Source organism: Bradyrhizobium canariense (assembly GCF_018130465.1).
Taxonomy (GTDB): Bacteria; Pseudomonadota; Alphaproteobacteria; order Rhizobiales; family Xanthobacteraceae; genus Bradyrhizobium; species Bradyrhizobium canariense_C.
Map to the genome: position 1 here is coordinate 598,876 of NZ_JAFCKJ010000003.1, position 14,097 is coordinate 612,972.

Consider the following 14,097-nt stretch of genomic DNA (forward strand, 5'->3'; position numbering starts at 1 on the left):
AGAGCTCATCAACATCATATTGCGCATCTGGTGATAATATATGATATCCCGGATACATTATCTCACTTGTCGAGAGAATAGCCCTGACCTCGCTTGCGGACTACACGATTTTTCTGGCGATCGTTGACGAGGGCAGCCTGACATCGGCAGCAGCTCGTCTCGGCCGATCGCTTCAGGCGGTCAGCCGTTCGCTGGCGCGGCTCGAGCAGGATCTTGGCGTGGAGCTCGTGTCGCGGACGACGCGGCGCCTGCATCCGACGACGGCAGGACTCGATTTTGCCGACCGCATCCGCCTGGCACTCGCGACCATCGACGGCGCGCGCGAAGATCTGATTGCCAGCGACCGGCGCCTCGCCGGCACGATCCGCATCGGCACATCGAGCCTGTTCGGGCCCGAATATGTGACACCCGCGCTAAGCCAGTTCCTGATACGGAATCCGGAAGTCGACATCGAACTTGTCTTGTCTGATGAGCATGTCGACCTCGTCGCCGAGAAGCTCGATTTCGCGGTTCGTATCGGCAACCTGCCAAACTCGAACTTGCGGGTTCGCCGCATCGGCGGACTGAATTGGGCGGTCTTCGCTTCACCGGCTTATCTCGCCGCGTACGGTCGTCCCGAGCATCCAGGCGAGCTATCCCGCCATGAATGCGTGCTGCGGACCAGCGACGACGACAGATGGGTATTTGACGACAACAAGCGGCGCATAGAGGTGCATGGCCGCTTTCGATCGGAAAATGCCGCCGTGCGCAATGCGGCCGTGGCGTCTGGCTTTGGCATCGGACTCGCACCGCTCTGGCAGGTGCGCAGGCTCATCGAGCAAGGAATTGTCGAGCAAATCCTCGTCGGTCACGAGCCGCCCCCGATTCCCCTCCAGATCGTTTGGGTCAGGCGGGGTACCGGCGCGTTGCCGCGACGCGTCCGTGCCGCCATGGATTTCCTCGTGACGCGGCTCTCTGCTCTGCGGATATGAGTGGCGGCTTCGCCGCCTGACCACATCGGCAAGGACACCCTTGTCGGCTGGGCCTGGAAGCCCGGCTTCGGCCGCTCGCCCGTGCCGGGCACGCAGGCGCAGGCCGGCGCGCTGGTGGAGGCTTGGGTCAAGACGGGGGGCGGCGTGTCTTGATCCCTAGCGGATGCTCATAAATTCGATTCGGATGAATAGCCGCTCCACATTCGAGAGCAGACATGGTCAGCCCACCCTATAGAGTCGGCTAAGGGCCAAAAGCAGACCTCATCGGGTCGCTCTTCCTTCGATGACATGCTGACAGCTAATGATGTGAGAAATCGACTGATCGGTTTAAGACCATATTCTCAAGAACCTTGATCCCGCTGGCGATTTGCCGGTCGAAGTCCTTCACCCCATAGTCGTCGCCCTTGGGTTTGTTCGAAGAGAAAAACGAAACCCATAAGGACAGGTTATCGTGACACGCAAAGATCGAACACGCTCCAGAAAAGCCGCAAGATAGCGGGTAATAGCGGCTTTTCGCACGGTCACCGCTATCTAGAAATTTGATGAAGAGGCTCGAAGAATTTCTTTCGTTGTCCTGCCTAGTCCACCCATATTGGTCGATCGGCATGTCCAGTGCTACCTGCCGATAGCGGGCCCAATCCGCTTTCATGGGTTCGCAATAGTTGTCCCCGCCCGAACGAATACCGACCTTGTTCACTCCGGCTGCGACCGGAATGCCGATGATCTCGTGAGGATGATTAACCGAGGTCCCTGCGCTAACGTCAATCCAATCCGACGACCGCAGCATGGGTACATAGCGGCCTGGATCGCGCACCAAATCACGCAGGTAGAAAAGACTAACGCCCGTGCCTGGCGCCTTTGAGACGCCGAATCCGATCTGGTTGTCCTGCGGGCTTTCCCCCGGCAGCGCGACGGTCAGGCCATTCAAGTCAACAAGGTATCTTCCGTCCGCGGCTCGCCTGATCGCTTCTTCGCACGGCGCGGTTGGTATCGAACTCATTGCGACAAGCACGGTGATGACCGCGCTCTTCCAGATGGTGCTCATGCGGCTGCTCCGGCCTCGACCATTCTTGGCTTTGGCTACGAAACCTTTTGGTTGCATGCGTAGCGGAACGTCAACCGTGGGCCCGACCAATGCTCAATTTTCCATAAACAGCGAGGTCCGCAGCGGGTCACAAGCGGTCCTGCACCAGCTGATCGCGGCAGGTCGGCTATGGGCCAATATCAGACGTGGTATCACCGGGTGCAGCGCCCGAGCAGCGGCTTTAAGGGACGAAGGCATTGTTGTGATTACAAGGATGGCGGCCCACGTTGTTCTCGCTGCGCCTTGTTTCTTGAAAATTCGACATCGCAATAAAAATATCCGCAGCTTACAACTCGGCTAAAGGAATAATAACCATCGAAAGTTCTGATCATTGCTATCAGCAAGGCTATCGCGACGATCGCCCAAGCCATCTTCGGTGTATCCGGCAATTTCATTTTCGGCGTTGTCCTCACCCCAACGAGCCTTTTCCATCGTCGGTACTGGCCACTTGTCTGGTGCACTGTTAGTAAAATGATTCACACGCAACTATGGCGCTAATTAAGCTGAGACACTACCAGTTATTCTCAAGCTGTCCGCTTTGGGTCACTTGCCGACATCGCCGCGAGTCGCACGTCAGGCCTGCTTTACCTTCGCAAGCGGACACCCGGAACTTTGAGTAACCGCCCTAAGCCCTTCGCATCAGCTTGAGCGAGGCTGCCAGCCGCAGGCTGCGCTTGCCGGCGAGTGCGATGCCTTCGAGCTCGCCGCTGTCGGCCGTGCAGGTGCCGGAGAAGCCGATCCCGACCTCGTAGCCGCCGAACACGGGGTTCTCGCCTTTCGCCGGCGTGTGCTCCTGGTTGAGCATCTCGCCCTTCCAGCGGCCGTCCGCCGAGGAATAGGAGCCGAGATAATAGAAGAACGCATCGCCGCCGAGGATGCGACCGTCGATCAGCAGCATCACGCCGGAAAGTCCGGCCTCGACACCGTCGAGCGCGCGCAGGCTCATCCCATAGAGCCCGTTGGCGATGCCCCCCTCCCCGATCATGCCGCAGGGCGGCAGCGCGCCATCGTCGAGCCGGGTGAGATTGGCCCAGAAACTGGCGCCCGGCATGGTGTCCGCGCCCCCCTTGAGGCGGATCTGGTTGTCGTGCAACCGCCCGCGTGCGCCGATCGAGGCGACATCGGCTCCCATCAGGGGCTTGTAGTTCGGATCCAGATTATGCCGCTCCGTGATGACCTCGGCGATGATCTCGCCGTCGCGCTCGACATAGGTGCCAAGATGCGCGAAGCCGGAATTGCCGCCCAGCATCTTGCCGTCGTGCAGGCACATGATGCTGCGGCCGAACGCATCGTTGACGCCGTATTCAACCTTGTAGAGCCCGTCCAGCAACGCAATAGACCTGCAAAATCAGAAGGAAATCACGGGGCTACCTAGCACCGCCGCCGCACCAAGGCCATCCGGCTTTTCCGCGCAGGGCCATTCGCGGAGCCACGCGCTGCCATGATGTCATCATGCCCCTGTTTTGCCCGACGGCGCAAACGATTTCGCCAATTCCGCAGAGCTGCGATTTTAACACCGTCTGCAAGAGCCGTGATTTCAACCACTTGGCTACTGTGCATGGGGTTGTTTTCGCGATTTTTTTTATGGCCGGTGGCGAACGGCCTTCCTCGGGCGCTAGTGCATGATCCGGAAAAATGCGAAGCGGTTTTCCGAAAAGATCATGCTCAAGCAACAACCTAAAGCGCGATGATGATTCATCCTCATCTCATCGCGCTTTAGTGACGCTTGAAATACTGCACCTCGCGCTCATGCTTCTCGGCCGCCGCGCGGCTCCTGAACGTGCCGAGGTTGCGGCGCTTGCCGGTCTTGGGATTCGCCTTGCGCGAATAGAGGCGATATTCGCCGGATGCGAGCTTGCGGATCATGGTTGCGCCTCCTGCTTGTCGAGGATTCAACGGACCTTGTCCGGGCTGGTTCCTGACGCATTCGAACCCGTCGACACCAGCACGCGACAAAGCGGGCATGGAGCAGTCACGGCCATCGGCGGCGGACGAAACATGATCCGGAAACGTGCGCGGCGGTTTTCCGAAAAGATCATGCTCACAAATAAATCTAAAGCGCGTTCATCGCGCTTTAGAAGCACAGCGTGGTGACGAGCTTGCCCTGCTTGTCCTTGATCGCATAGGGACAGCGCAGCCGCTCCAGCGCCTGCTTGGCATCCGCGTCGCCGAGCGCTGCGGCGCGCTCGTAATAGGATTTCGCGGCGTCCTTGTCCTTTGGCCCGCCACGGCCTTCCTGCGCGAATGCGCCCATCCGCTCCAGCGCGCCGGGATGGTTCTGCGCCGCCGCCTTCTCGAACAGCGCGCGCGCCGCGGCGTCGTCCTTCGCCCCGCCTGTGCCTTCGGAGAGCATCATGCCGAGCTGGTACTGGGCCTCCGCGTTGGTCTCGGCGGCCTTGCCGAGCAATGCCCGCGCCTGTGCGGGGTCGGCCGGCGCGGCACCGCCGCTGCCGCCGAGCGCGGCGAGATTGCTGACGCCGCGGGGATTGCCGGCCTGCGCCGCCTTCTCGAATAATTTGCGCGCCTGCGCTTCATCCCTGGTGACGCCGGAGCCGGTGCCGTAGGCCACACCGAGCTCGACCATCGCGGCGCTCGATCCCTTGTCGGCGGCCTTGCGCCAGGCAGCCATCGCTTCCGCCGTCTGCCGGTTGGCCGCATAGGCGCGGCCGAGCGCGAACATCGCGCGCCGCGACGACGGCGCGGCCTGCTTGCAGAATTTGATGGCGGTCGCAACGTCGGAGACTGCAATCTCCGCCACGCCCCTCACATCGGCCGGCTTGTCGGGATCGCTGGGATCGGCGGCGACCCGATCGCACAGGACGAGATCGGCCGATTGCGCAAGCGCCGACAACGGCACCGCAAGCACGAAGAGGATGGCAACGAGGAAAGTCCGCATGAACGCCAAGTTGCGTCGTCGCCCCGGCAAATTCAAGGCTCGAGTCCCGATTGGCGCAGCACGGGGACGACCTCCGGTGACGCCAGATAGCGCAGCAGCCGCTCCGCGGCATCGGCGTGCTCGGCGTTCGCCATCCGGCCGGCGGAGAACACGGCCGGCGTCTGCAGATCATGCGGGATCGGGCCGATCACCTCGATGCCTTCGACCTGCTTCAGCTCGCTGATCTGCTGCACGGCGAGGTCTGCTTCGCCGCTCACGAGCCGCTCCGCGGTAAAGCCCTGCTCGACGATATCAGCCTTGGCGTTGATCTCTGCCGCGATCCCCATCTGCGCGATCAACCGGGCGAAATAGACCCCGCTCGCACCCAGCCGCGAATAGGCCACGGACCGCGCCGCGAGCAGCGTGTCGCGCAGCGCGGATGCGGTGGCGATGTCGGGATGTGCTTGCCCTGCCCGCACCGCGATGCCGACGAAGGAGCGCGCCAGATCGGCTGCGCTGCCCGAGACGACGCGGCCCTCGCCGATCATCTCGTCGAGCCCTTCGCGGGTGAGGATCACGAGATCGGCGGCCTCGCCGTCGCGCAACCGCTTGAGCAGCGCCAGCGTCGGCGCGAAATCGGCGTCGATGTGGACGCCAGTCGCGGTCTCGTACGCAGAGGACAGGCTGCGCATCGCGCCCATCAGGCCGAGCGTCGAAAGCATGCGAATTTTTTCCATAAGCAATTCCCGTAACGATCAGGCGCGGTGCATCAGCTTGAGCGCGGCGGTCAGGCGCAGGCTGCGCTTGCCGGCGAGCGCCGTTGCCTCCAGCACCGCCTGCTCGGCGTCATAGGTACCGGAGAAGCCGATGCCGACCTCGTGGCCGCCGAAGATCGGATCGTCCTTGGCCGGCGTGTGCTCCTGATTGAGGATCTGGCCCTTCCAGCGCCCGTTGGCGGCGGTGTAGCTGCCGAGATAGTAGAACGATGCATCGCCGCCGAGGATGCGGCCCTTGTTGAGCAGCATCACACCGGTGAGGCCGCCGTCGACGCCGTCGAGCATGCGCAGATGCACCGAGTAGAGCCCGTCGGCGATGCCGGCCTCGCCGACCCCGCCGGCGATCGGCACCTCGTCTTCGGTGATTGGTGTCATCAACGACTGAAAAGGCACGCCGGGCAGCTCCTTGAGCTCGCCCTTGAAGCGATAGAGATCGCCGTCGGCCCAGCCCTTGGCCAGCAGGGTCGCATCGTCCGTGCCGGCCATGGCGCGATAGTTCGGATCGGGGTTGTGGCGGACGGTGTTGATCACGACGTCGACGCCGCCTTCGGTCTTCGCATAGGTGCCGATATGGGCGAAGGCCGAATTGCCACCCAGCATCTTGCCGTTACCGGCATGCATCACGCTTCGGCCGACCCCGTCGCCGAGCTGAAATTTCACCTTGTAGAAGCCTTCAAACACCAGCCGTCCCCGGCCCTGCGCGCATCCGGACGCACTCTATCCCGCTTTCGGCGGCGATGGACAAGTTTCGCGCGAGGGACCACAGCAACGGCTGTCATCAGAATGTAAAAATCCGCCGAAGCCTTTCGGCTTCGGCGGATCGAAGTCCAACCCGGGCCAGCCCCCAGCCCGGGCCGGGAGGATGCTAGGCCGCAGCCTTCTTGTCGGCCGGCACGGATTCGATCGTCTTCAGGATCTGCGATGCGATCTGGTATGGGTCGCCCTGCGAGTTCGGACGACGGTCTTCCAGATAGCCCTTGTAACCGTTGTTGACGAAGGAGTGCGGCACGCGGATCGAAGCACCGCGGTCGGCAATGCCGTAGCTGAACTTGTTCCAGGGCGCGGTCTCGTGCTTGCCGGTCAGACGCTTGTCGTTGTCCGGGCCGTAGACGGCGATGTGGTCCATCAGGTTCTTGTCGAAGGCCGCCATCAGCGCCTCGAAGTACTCCTTGCCGCCGACCGTACGCATGTACTCGGTCGAGAAGTTGGCGTGCATGCCGGAGCCGTTCCAGTCGGTGTCGCCCAGCGGCTTGCAGTGGAACTCGATGTCGATGCCGTACTTCTCGGTCAGGCGCAGCATCAGGTAGCGGGCCATCCACATTTCGTCAGCGGCCTTCTTGGAGCCCTTGCCGAAGATCTGGAATTCCCACTGGCCCTTCGCGACTTCCGCGTTGATGCCTTCATGGTTGATGCCGGCAGCCAAGCAGAGGTCGAGATGCTCTTCGACGATCTTGCGGGCGACGTCGCCGACGTTCGAGAAGCCGACGCCGGTGTAGTACGGACCCTGGGGCGCCGGATAGCCGGAGGCCGGGAAGCCGAGCGGACGGCCGTCCTTGTAGAAGAAGTATTCCTGTTCGAAGCCGAACCAGGCGCCGGCATCGTCGAGGATCGTGGCGCGCTTGTTGGTCGAGTGCGGGGTCTTGCCGTCGGGCATCATGACTTCGCACATCACGAGCACGCCGTTGGTGCGGGCGCCATCCGGGAACACCGCGACCGGCTTCAGCACGCAATCGGAGCTGTGGCCTTCAGCCTGCTGGGTGGAGGAGCCATCGAAGCCCCAGAGCGGAAGCTGCTCGAGCGTCGGGAACGACGCGAATTCCTTGATCTGAGTTTTGCCGCGCAAGTTCGGAGTCGGCGTATATCCGTCGAGCCAGATGTACTCGAGCTTGTACTTGGTCATTGAGCCTCTCTGTAGATGATGCGAAAGGTGGGGGCCGTAGGCCCCCGCACGATTGTTTACCCGGCCACCATCGGCCGACCCTTTACAAGCATTTAACGTGCCAAAAGGCCGCAGTGCGGGAGGTTTTCCACCGCGGCCGGCCTCTCATCGCTCCCGGCAGATGGTCCGTTGCGCCGTGCGTCATAGCGGCGCACCTTTGCGTGAAGCTGCACTGCAAAAATCCCGCGGAAAACGCCTGATTCTGGAGCAGGCGAACCTGCGCCGGAGGTTGCCGATGAAACGCGCATCAACGTCCGGCAATATTCGCCAAGTCTGTGCCCGTCGCCCGCAACCTTCGCAACGGCCCACGCGTTAGCCACCCGACCGCTGCCTTAGAGGAAGCAGAATGCAGTCTGCCTACAAAATAGGCCAACACTGATTTCCTTTTCAGCACTTTGCATTTCGGAATGCACGGCCGATATGGGGACTCCAGTAACCACAAGCCAACGAGTCGGGCGCACCATGGAGGCCCAGCGCTGCGATCTCGGGAGATACCGCAATGATGAATAACGGACTGAGTCACGGATCTGCACAGATCTACCAATTCCCTGTCGGGGGCCGCTCGGCTCTCGGCGGGCGCCGCTATGGTGAGACCCGCCTTCCCGCCAACCACGCCTCGCTCCCCGTGAACGAGACGATTTGCAGCGGCAGCTGGTACCATCAGGAAGCAGTCGATGAAGCCAAGCCGAAATGGGACCGCTGATGCCTGCGTTCGGTTCAATACCGCCGGTGCTCTCTCAATGCCCGGCGTCAGTTTGAAAAAGGGTCGAAACAACGGTGTTTCGGCCCTTTTTGATTCCTGTGGGAATGCCGCCGTTCAGATCCCCGCGCAGGCCGTGACCGGCCGCTTCAGATGCTTGACCGTGGTGCTGCCGGTCTTGCCGATCACCAGCGTGATCCCCGCCCCCGAATAGCGCGCGCCGGAGACCGTCAGCCGCTTGGCAAGCGCGACCGGCTCGCCGTCGATCTGGAGGAAGGCGCGGTTGTCGGCGTCATAAAACCCAACGATGAACTGCGTACCATCGGCGCAGCGATAGGTCCGGAACGTCTGCGCATCGGCCTGCCGTGCACCGATCATTCCGACCACCAGCATGGTGAGCGCCAAAAGAATGGCCTTGTGCCGGCCCATGATCGCCCCCTGTAATAGATTTCAAGGACGCCAATCGTGCATCCGCTGGAACCATAACCCAAGCTGATCTCATGCAAGACTCTTCCGTACAAGACTCCTCCGTACCAGACTCCTCCGTACAAGCCTCCCCTGCTCGCCATCTCGCCCTGCAAGGCGCCAGCAATTTTCGCGACCTCGGCGGCTATCCGACCGCTGATGGCCGTACCACGCGCTGGAGGCACATCTTCCGCTCCAACCATCTCGGCCAGCTCACTGCTGCCGATGTCGAGATCGTCCGCGCGCTGGGCGTGCGCAGCGCCTTCGATTTTCGCGGCGTCGAGGAACGCGCGGCGGGCGTCTGCGTGGTCAACGAGATCGCCGTGCATTCACTGCCGATCGAGCCGACGGTCGTGGCCGCGTTGCGCGCGGAGCTCGCCAAGGGCAGGCTGACCGCGCTAGTCGCGCTCGAACTCATGCGCGAATCCTATCGCAACTATGTCCGCCACAACACGGCGAGTTTCCGCAACCTGTTCGCTCATCTGCTGGAGGACCGCGCGCCGCTCGTCATTCACTGCACCGCCGGCAAGGATCGCACCGGCTTTGCCAGCGCGCTGATCCTGCATGCCCTCGGCGTAGCCGACGACGTCATTGCCGAGGACTACCTCTTGACCAACCGGCACTACAAGCGCGACGCATCAAACGTCTCCGATCTTCCCGCCGACGTTCTCGACGCGATCGGCAACGTCGATGCCTCGTATCTTGCCGCAGCTTTCGAGGCCGTCGGCAGCGCGTATGGCGATATCGAAACCTACTTGCGCGACGGCCTCAAGCTCGGCACACCGGAGCGGACCGCGCTGAAGGCGCGTTATCTGCAATCATAAGCGTGCAGGGAGAACGACGATGCAAGGCAAGGTTCTGATCATCACCGGAGCACTCGGCGCACTTGGCAAAGTCGTCGCCGAGGCCGCGCAGTCGCGCGGCGCGCGCGTTGCCGGCATCGACCATGCGCCGTCGCAAATTTCCGCGACGCCTGAGCGCATCGAGATCGGCGGCGTCGATCTGTCCGACACAGCACAGGCGAAGACGGCGGTCGAGGCGGCGGCAAGACACTTTGGCAAGCTCGATGCGCTGATCAACATCGCCGGCGGCTTCGCCTTCGAGACCGTCGGCGACGGCGATATCAAGACGTGGCAGCGCATGCATGCGCTCAACGTGCTGACGGCACTCAACGCCTCGCAGGCAGCGCTGCCGCATCTCGCCGCATCCAAGGCCGGCCGCATCGTCAATATCGGCGCCATGGGCGCGCTTCAGGCCGGCTCCGGCATGGGCCCCTATGCGGCGTCGAAAGCCGGCGTCCATCGCCTCACCGAGGCGTTGGCGAGCGAGTGGAAAGGCAAGGTGACTGTGAATGCGGTGCTGCCCTCGATCATCGACACCAAGGCCAACCGCGCCGACATGCCGAACGCCGACTTCGCCAAATGGGTGACGCCGCAGGAGCTCGCCGAAATCATCCTGTTCCTCGCCAGCGATGCCGCGAGCGGCGTCACCGGCGCGCTGATCCCGGTCGGCGGGCGGGTGTGATCAATCCGGCACCAACAGCCGGAGATTGCCTTTGAAGCGGATGCTCTGCTTGCCGGCGAGCGCGATGCCCTCGCCGTACGCGGTCTCGTCATTGTAGGTGCCGCTGAAGCCGATGGTCACGACCTTGCGGCCCCACACCGGGCGCTCGTCGAACGAGGGTGAATGCTCCTCGTTGGTCAGCTCGCCCTTCCACTTGCCGTCGGCCGAGGTGTAGCTGCCGTAGGCGAAAAAGAATGAGTCCCCGCCCCTCATGGTGCCGTCGCGCAGGACCATGACGCCCTGGTTGCCGCCCTGGACGGCATCCAGCATCTCGATCCGGATATGATAGAGCCCGTTCCTGATTGTCATCGCGTCAAGCGCCCGACTGTCCCGCCCGCAGGATAGCCGGATCATCGGTTCCCGATCAAATGGCGCAGAGGCCTAGGTCCGTTCCGGGCTAAACTGCCCGCCACTGATTCTCCGATCGGACGTGCTGTGGAAACCACGCTCTATCTGCCTGTCAAACGCTTCCTCGAAGAGCTCGGCTTCACGGTCAAGGGCGAGATCGGCGGCTGCGATCTCGTGGGCCTCAGCGCCGGCGATCCGCCGGTGGTGGTAATCGGCGAGCTCAAGCTGACCTTCAATCTCGAGCTGATCCTTCAGGCGGTCGATCGTGCACCAGCCGGCGACGAGGTCTGGATTGCCGCAAAGATGTCAGCGCGCGGCAAGGGACGCGAGACCGACGCGCGCTATCGCAATCTCTGTCGCCGCCTCGGCTTCGGCATGCTCGGGGTGACCGACCGCGGTCAGGTCGAAGTGCTGGTGAAGCCGCCGACTGCAGCCCCACGCCGCGAGCCGAAGGTCCGTTCGCGCCTCGTTGCGGAGCATCAGCGCCGCCAGGGCGATCCGGTGCTGGGCGGCAGCACCCGCGCGCCGATCATGACGGCCTATCGGCAGCAGGCGCTGGCCTGCGCCTCGGAGCTCGCCGCAGGCCCGCGGCGGGTGAGCGAATTGCGCCAACGCTGTCCCGATGCCGGCAAGATCATGCTTAACAATGTGTATGGCTGGTTCGAACGCACTGAGCGGGGAATCTACGGGCTGACGGAAGCGGGCCACGCGGCGCTCAAACGCTGGCCTCAACAGCGGGTTGAGGTTGTTGCCGGCGCCGCGTCACCGCCCTGACACCCAACCGGTGCATAGCTGAGATGCCACACCAATTTCATATTGCAATGCAACATATACGGCACTAGGTATCCCGGCATCGAAACGAGGCCGTTATGAACGCAGACTGGAATACCAAATATGGCACGCGGCGCGTGCGCCACGATCCGCCGACCCTGGACGAGGCGATCTTCGCCGCCGTCGGCATTACCGATGATCAGGAGCAGCAGGCCGAGATCGCGGCAGCTCTCATGGGAATGCCTATCGAAACGGTCCAGGCCGAGGTGAAGAAGCTGGCCCGTACCAACAGCCGCGTCACCGCCACGCGCGTGATCGCCGGCGAACAGGGCGCGCAGCGCTCGGTGGTGGTCGAACGCCGTGTCGTGCGCCGCTTCGGCAACGACAAGCGCACCGGCACCTGAGCGCTTAGTTCGCTATTTCCAATACGAAAGCGGACCGGTTTCACCGGTCCGCTTTTTTGATTCCAGTCGGCTTTTTCAGGTCAGGCGGCGCGACTGCCATAGATGCTGGAGATGATCTTCCAGCAGGTCGAGTTGAAGCTGAGAAGAGCGCGGCCGGCCGTGAATGGCGAGGCCGCGAGATCAGCGAGCTCGTCCTCAGGCGCCTTGGCGAGATCGATCGTGCCGGTCGATTCGCCATGACGGAATTGCAGATGCGCCCCGAACTTCCTGGCGAGCGCCCGCATCGCGTGATTCTCGGCGCCGGTGGTGATGCGCAGGCACTTGTAGCCCTTCCAGCGTGCTTCCGCGATCAGGCGGCTGAACAGCACGGTGCCGACATTCTGGCGCCGCGCCGAGGCTTCCACGCTGAAGGCGACCTCGGGCAGCGAATCGCCCTCGGGCGGATGCAGCTCGGCCGCACCGCGGACCACGCCGTCGACGATGTAGGCGACGATCACGGTGCCGTCCTCGGCACAGCGGGCGGCGTAACGCTCGATAAAGCTGTTGTCGAGAAAACCGTTGAAACGGTCGTGCCGGCTTTCGGCATCGAGCCTCAACAGGTGATCGCGCAAGAGCGGCAATTCTTCCTGCTGGCTCAAGGTCCGCACGTAGCCCTGAACGGACTTCGGGCGGTTGGTTTCTTCAAGTGCCAAATTTGCTGCGAGTGACAAGTCAAAACTCCTCTTGGTGTCCCTCGAGGAGGCGTTCGAATCCCTAGGCCCCCAATATTGTGCATTGCAACACGCTTTTCAAGACGGGAACCTGCTCAAGTTTCGGGCATCGGAGGCGACTAATTCGTTAACAAAATCAAGCCCCCGTAGTCATACGAGGACCAGCTGGGTCTGCGTCACCACGGCAACCAGCTTGCCGTCCTCGGTCTCCAGCCGGGTGGTCCAGACCTGGGTCCGCCGGCCTCTGTGGATTGGGGTGGCGGTCGCGATCACCGTTGTTCCCTCCTTGGCACCGCCGATGAAGTTGGTCTTGCTCTCGAGCGTGGTCGTGCCCTTGGCGTCCTCCGGTAGATTGATCACGGTGGCCGCCGCGCCGACGGAATCGGCCAGCGCCATCACCGCGCCACCGTGGATGGTGTGGTGCAGCGTGCAGAGATCGGGCCTGACCGTCATCCGCGCCACCACGCGATCTTTCCCGGCCTCGACGAACTCGACACCTTTGAGTTCGGCAAACGGCATCTTCATCGCTTTAAGTTTCTCGAGCGGCGTCATCGGATTTCCTCCCAAATCATTCTGCTCACAGGGTGAATTGCTCCGCGCGGCAAAGCAATGACGTCCGAGGTAATAGTCGCCGTGACATTGGCCGAAGCGTTTGCGCATATGGTTTCGCCATGCGCCACTTCCCGCCCCACCGTATCGTCTGCCTGACCGAAGAGACGGTCGAGACGCTCTATCTGCTCGGCGAACAGGACCGCATCGTCGGCGTCTCCGGCTACGCCGTTCGTCCGCCCCAGGTGCGGCGCGAGAAGCCGCGGGTATCGGCCTTCGTCTCCGCGGACATCCCGAAAATCCAGGCGCTGGAACCGGACCTCGTGCTCGCCTTCTCGGATCTCCAGGCGGGCATCGTCGCCGATCTGGTTCGAGCCGGCGTCGATGTCCACGTTTTCAACCAGCGCGACGTCGCCGGGATTCTTGCGATGATCCGCACGCTGGGCGCGCTGGTCGGCGCGGCTGAGCGTGCGGAGGAACTCGCCCAGGGGCTTGAACGGCGCCTCGCCATGATCGCAGCAACGTCCCGTCCCTCGCGGCGGCCAAAAGTCTTTTTCGAGGAGTGGGACGATCCACTGATCTCAGGCATCGGGTGGGTCTCCGAACTGATCGAGATCGCCGGCGGCGAGGATGTATTTCCGGAGCTGCGCCATCGGCAGGCGGCGAAGGATCGCATCGTTTCGGCGGACGCGGTTCGTGAGGCTGCGCCCGACGTGATCCTCGCCTCATGGTGTGGCAAGAAGGTCGTCCCTGCCCGCATCAGCGCGCGCGACGGCTGGAGCGAGATCCCAGCCGTGCGCGATGGTCGTATCGTCGAAATCAAATCGACGATCATATTGCAGCCAGGGCCGGCGGCGCTGACGGACGGGCTCAATGCAGTCGTGCAGGCGCTGTGGGGACCGCACCTAAGCTTGCGCACGCTGTAACCCCGTCATCCTGAGG

Annotated in this window: 18 protein-coding genes; 7 read left to right on the forward strand and 11 right to left on the reverse strand. The window is 62.7% G+C overall.

Features of this window, described 5'->3' with window-relative positions; translation table 11 throughout:
- The first annotated feature begins 107 nt into the window (after positions 1 to 107).
- Positions 108 to 971, forward strand: a complete 864-nt coding sequence (locus JQ591_RS11675) for a LysR family transcriptional regulator (RefSeq protein WP_349630381.1) — start codon at positions 108 to 110, stop codon at positions 969 to 971.
- A gap of 298 nt (positions 972 to 1,269) precedes the next feature.
- Here JQ591_RS11675 and JQ591_RS11680 read toward each other — a convergent pair whose 3' ends face one another.
- The 7 genes from JQ591_RS11680 to JQ591_RS11710 form a co-directional block, all read right to left on the reverse strand.
- Positions 1,270 to 2,016 (reverse strand): hypothetical protein, encoded by a 747-nt coding sequence (locus JQ591_RS11680; RefSeq protein ID WP_211396127.1) that lies wholly within the window; start codon positions 2,014 to 2,016, stop codon positions 1,270 to 1,272.
- Between the two features lie 664 nt (positions 2,017 to 2,680).
- The gene (locus JQ591_RS11685; protein ID WP_211396128.1) at positions 2,681 to 3,385 is read right to left on the reverse strand and encodes a hypothetical protein; all 705 of its coding nucleotides are present in this window, start codon (positions 3,383 to 3,385) and stop codon (positions 2,681 to 2,683) included.
- Between the two features lie 386 nt (positions 3,386 to 3,771).
- Positions 3,772 to 3,921 (reverse strand): hypothetical protein, encoded by a 150-nt coding sequence (locus tag JQ591_RS11690; protein ID WP_211396129.1) that lies wholly within the window; start codon positions 3,919 to 3,921, stop codon positions 3,772 to 3,774.
- Between the two features lie 208 nt (positions 3,922 to 4,129).
- Positions 4,130 to 4,951 carry a tetratricopeptide repeat protein gene (locus JQ591_RS11695; RefSeq protein WP_211396130.1) on the reverse strand — a complete coding sequence of 274 codons (822 nt, stop codon included), beginning with the start codon at positions 4,949 to 4,951 and terminating at the stop codon, positions 4,130 to 4,132.
- Between the two features lie 32 nt (positions 4,952 to 4,983).
- Positions 4,984 to 5,667: a substrate-binding domain-containing protein gene (locus JQ591_RS11700; protein ID WP_211396131.1), complete on the reverse strand. Its 684-nt coding sequence runs from the start codon at positions 5,665 to 5,667 to the stop codon at positions 4,984 to 4,986.
- 18 nt (positions 5,668 to 5,685) lie between these two features.
- Positions 5,686 to 6,387, reverse strand: coding sequence for a GrlR family regulatory protein (locus JQ591_RS11705; RefSeq protein ID WP_211396132.1), 702 nt, complete (start codon positions 6,385 to 6,387; stop codon positions 5,686 to 5,688).
- 184 nt (positions 6,388 to 6,571) lie between these two features.
- On the reverse strand, positions 6,572 to 7,606 hold the full coding sequence (locus JQ591_RS11710; protein ID WP_007609477.1) for a glutamine synthetase beta-grasp domain-containing protein: 1,035 nt from the start codon (positions 7,604 to 7,606) through the stop codon (positions 6,572 to 6,574).
- Between the two features lie 538 nt (positions 7,607 to 8,144).
- Between JQ591_RS11710 and JQ591_RS11715 the strand changes: the two genes are divergently transcribed.
- Positions 8,145 to 8,348 (forward strand): DUF2735 domain-containing protein, encoded by a 204-nt coding sequence (locus tag JQ591_RS11715; RefSeq protein ID WP_211396133.1) that lies wholly within the window; start codon positions 8,145 to 8,147, stop codon positions 8,346 to 8,348.
- Between the two features lie 114 nt (positions 8,349 to 8,462).
- On the opposite strand, the gene JQ591_RS11720 is transcribed toward JQ591_RS11715, so the two are convergent.
- Positions 8,463 to 8,774 (reverse strand): MliC family protein, encoded by a 312-nt coding sequence (locus JQ591_RS11720; protein ID WP_211396134.1) that lies wholly within the window; start codon positions 8,772 to 8,774, stop codon positions 8,463 to 8,465.
- A gap of 71 nt (positions 8,775 to 8,845) precedes the next feature.
- On the opposite strand from JQ591_RS11720, the gene JQ591_RS11725 reads away from it, so the two are divergent.
- Positions 8,846 to 9,634, forward strand: a complete 789-nt coding sequence (locus tag JQ591_RS11725; RefSeq protein ID WP_211396135.1) for a tyrosine-protein phosphatase — start codon at positions 8,846 to 8,848, stop codon at positions 9,632 to 9,634.
- 19 nt (positions 9,635 to 9,653) lie between these two features.
- Complete coding sequence (locus JQ591_RS11730; RefSeq protein WP_211396136.1) at positions 9,654 to 10,334, forward strand: SDR family oxidoreductase; 681 nt, start codon at positions 9,654 to 9,656, stop codon at positions 10,332 to 10,334.
- Here JQ591_RS11730 and JQ591_RS11735 read toward each other — a convergent pair whose 3' ends face one another.
- Complete coding sequence (locus JQ591_RS11735; protein WP_063683960.1) at positions 10,335 to 10,682, reverse strand: GrlR family regulatory protein; 348 nt, start codon at positions 10,680 to 10,682, stop codon at positions 10,335 to 10,337. It lies immediately after the preceding gene.
- A 126-nt stretch (positions 10,683 to 10,808) separates the two neighbouring features.
- Here JQ591_RS11735 and JQ591_RS11740 point away from each other — a divergent pair, with 126 nt between their 5' ends.
- Both JQ591_RS11740 and JQ591_RS11745 read left to right on the forward strand, forming a co-directional pair.
- Positions 10,809 to 11,495 carry a DUF2161 domain-containing phosphodiesterase gene (locus JQ591_RS11740; protein ID WP_211396137.1) on the forward strand — a complete coding sequence of 229 codons (687 nt, stop codon included), beginning with the start codon at positions 10,809 to 10,811 and terminating at the stop codon, positions 11,493 to 11,495.
- 95 nt (positions 11,496 to 11,590) lie between these two features.
- On the forward strand, positions 11,591 to 11,896 hold the full coding sequence (locus JQ591_RS11745; protein WP_211396138.1) for a hypothetical protein: 306 nt from the start codon (positions 11,591 to 11,593) through the stop codon (positions 11,894 to 11,896).
- Between the two features lie 80 nt (positions 11,897 to 11,976).
- Here the strand turns inward: JQ591_RS11745 and JQ591_RS11750 are convergent, their stop codons facing one another.
- A complete protein-coding gene (locus JQ591_RS11750) occupies positions 11,977 to 12,588 on the reverse strand; it encodes a GNAT family N-acetyltransferase (RefSeq protein ID WP_211396445.1) in 612 nt (203 codons plus the stop codon).
- 168 nt (positions 12,589 to 12,756) lie between these two features.
- A complete protein-coding gene (locus JQ591_RS11755; protein ID WP_211396139.1) occupies positions 12,757 to 13,158 on the reverse strand; it encodes a PaaI family thioesterase in 402 nt (133 codons plus the stop codon).
- A 119-nt stretch (positions 13,159 to 13,277) separates the two neighbouring features.
- On the opposite strand from JQ591_RS11755, the gene JQ591_RS11760 reads away from it, so the two are divergent.
- Positions 13,278 to 14,081, forward strand: a complete 804-nt coding sequence (locus tag JQ591_RS11760) for a cobalamin-binding protein (RefSeq protein ID WP_211396140.1) — start codon at positions 13,278 to 13,280, stop codon at positions 14,079 to 14,081.
- The last annotated feature ends 16 nt before the right edge of the window (positions 14,082 to 14,097 follow it).

What these genes read in the sequence shown, in the direction of transcription:
- JQ591_RS11680 (WP_211396127.1), bottom strand. Translation starts at nt 2,016, where the DNA reads ATGAGCACCATCTGGAAGAGCGCGGTCATCACCGTGCTTGTCGCAATG.
- JQ591_RS11690 (WP_211396129.1), bottom strand. Translation starts at nt 3,921, where the DNA reads ATGATCCGCAAGCTCGCATCCGGCGAATATCGCCTCTATTCGCGCAAG.
- JQ591_RS11695 (WP_211396130.1), bottom strand. Translation starts at nt 4,951, where the DNA reads ATGCGGACTTTCCTCGTTGCCATCCTCTTCGTGCTTGCGGTGCCGTTG.
- JQ591_RS11700 (WP_211396131.1), bottom strand. Translation starts at nt 5,667, where the DNA reads ATGGAAAAAATTCGCATGCTTTCGACGCTCGGCCTGATGGGCGCGATG.
- JQ591_RS11710 (WP_007609477.1), bottom strand. Translation starts at nt 7,606, where the DNA reads ATGACCAAGTACAAGCTCGAGTACATCTGGCTCGACGGATATACGCCG.
- JQ591_RS11715 (WP_211396133.1), top strand. Translation starts at nt 8,145, where the DNA reads ATGATGAATAACGGACTGAGTCACGGATCTGCACAGATCTACCAATTC.
- JQ591_RS11720 (WP_211396134.1), bottom strand. Translation starts at nt 8,774, where the DNA reads ATGGGCCGGCACAAGGCCATTCTTTTGGCGCTCACCATGCTGGTGGTC.
- JQ591_RS11725 (WP_211396135.1), top strand. Translation starts at nt 8,846, where the DNA reads ATGCAAGACTCTTCCGTACAAGACTCCTCCGTACCAGACTCCTCCGTA.
- JQ591_RS11730 (WP_211396136.1), top strand. Translation starts at nt 9,654, where the DNA reads ATGCAAGGCAAGGTTCTGATCATCACCGGAGCACTCGGCGCACTTGGC.
- JQ591_RS11735 (WP_063683960.1), bottom strand. Translation starts at nt 10,682, where the DNA reads ATGACAATCAGGAACGGGCTCTATCATATCCGGATCGAGATGCTGGAT.
- JQ591_RS11745 (WP_211396138.1), top strand. Translation starts at nt 11,591, where the DNA reads ATGAACGCAGACTGGAATACCAAATATGGCACGCGGCGCGTGCGCCAC.
- JQ591_RS11755 (WP_211396139.1), bottom strand. Translation starts at nt 13,158, where the DNA reads ATGACGCCGCTCGAGAAACTTAAAGCGATGAAGATGCCGTTTGCCGAA.
- JQ591_RS11760 (WP_211396140.1), top strand. Translation starts at nt 13,278, where the DNA reads ATGCGCCACTTCCCGCCCCACCGTATCGTCTGCCTGACCGAAGAGACG.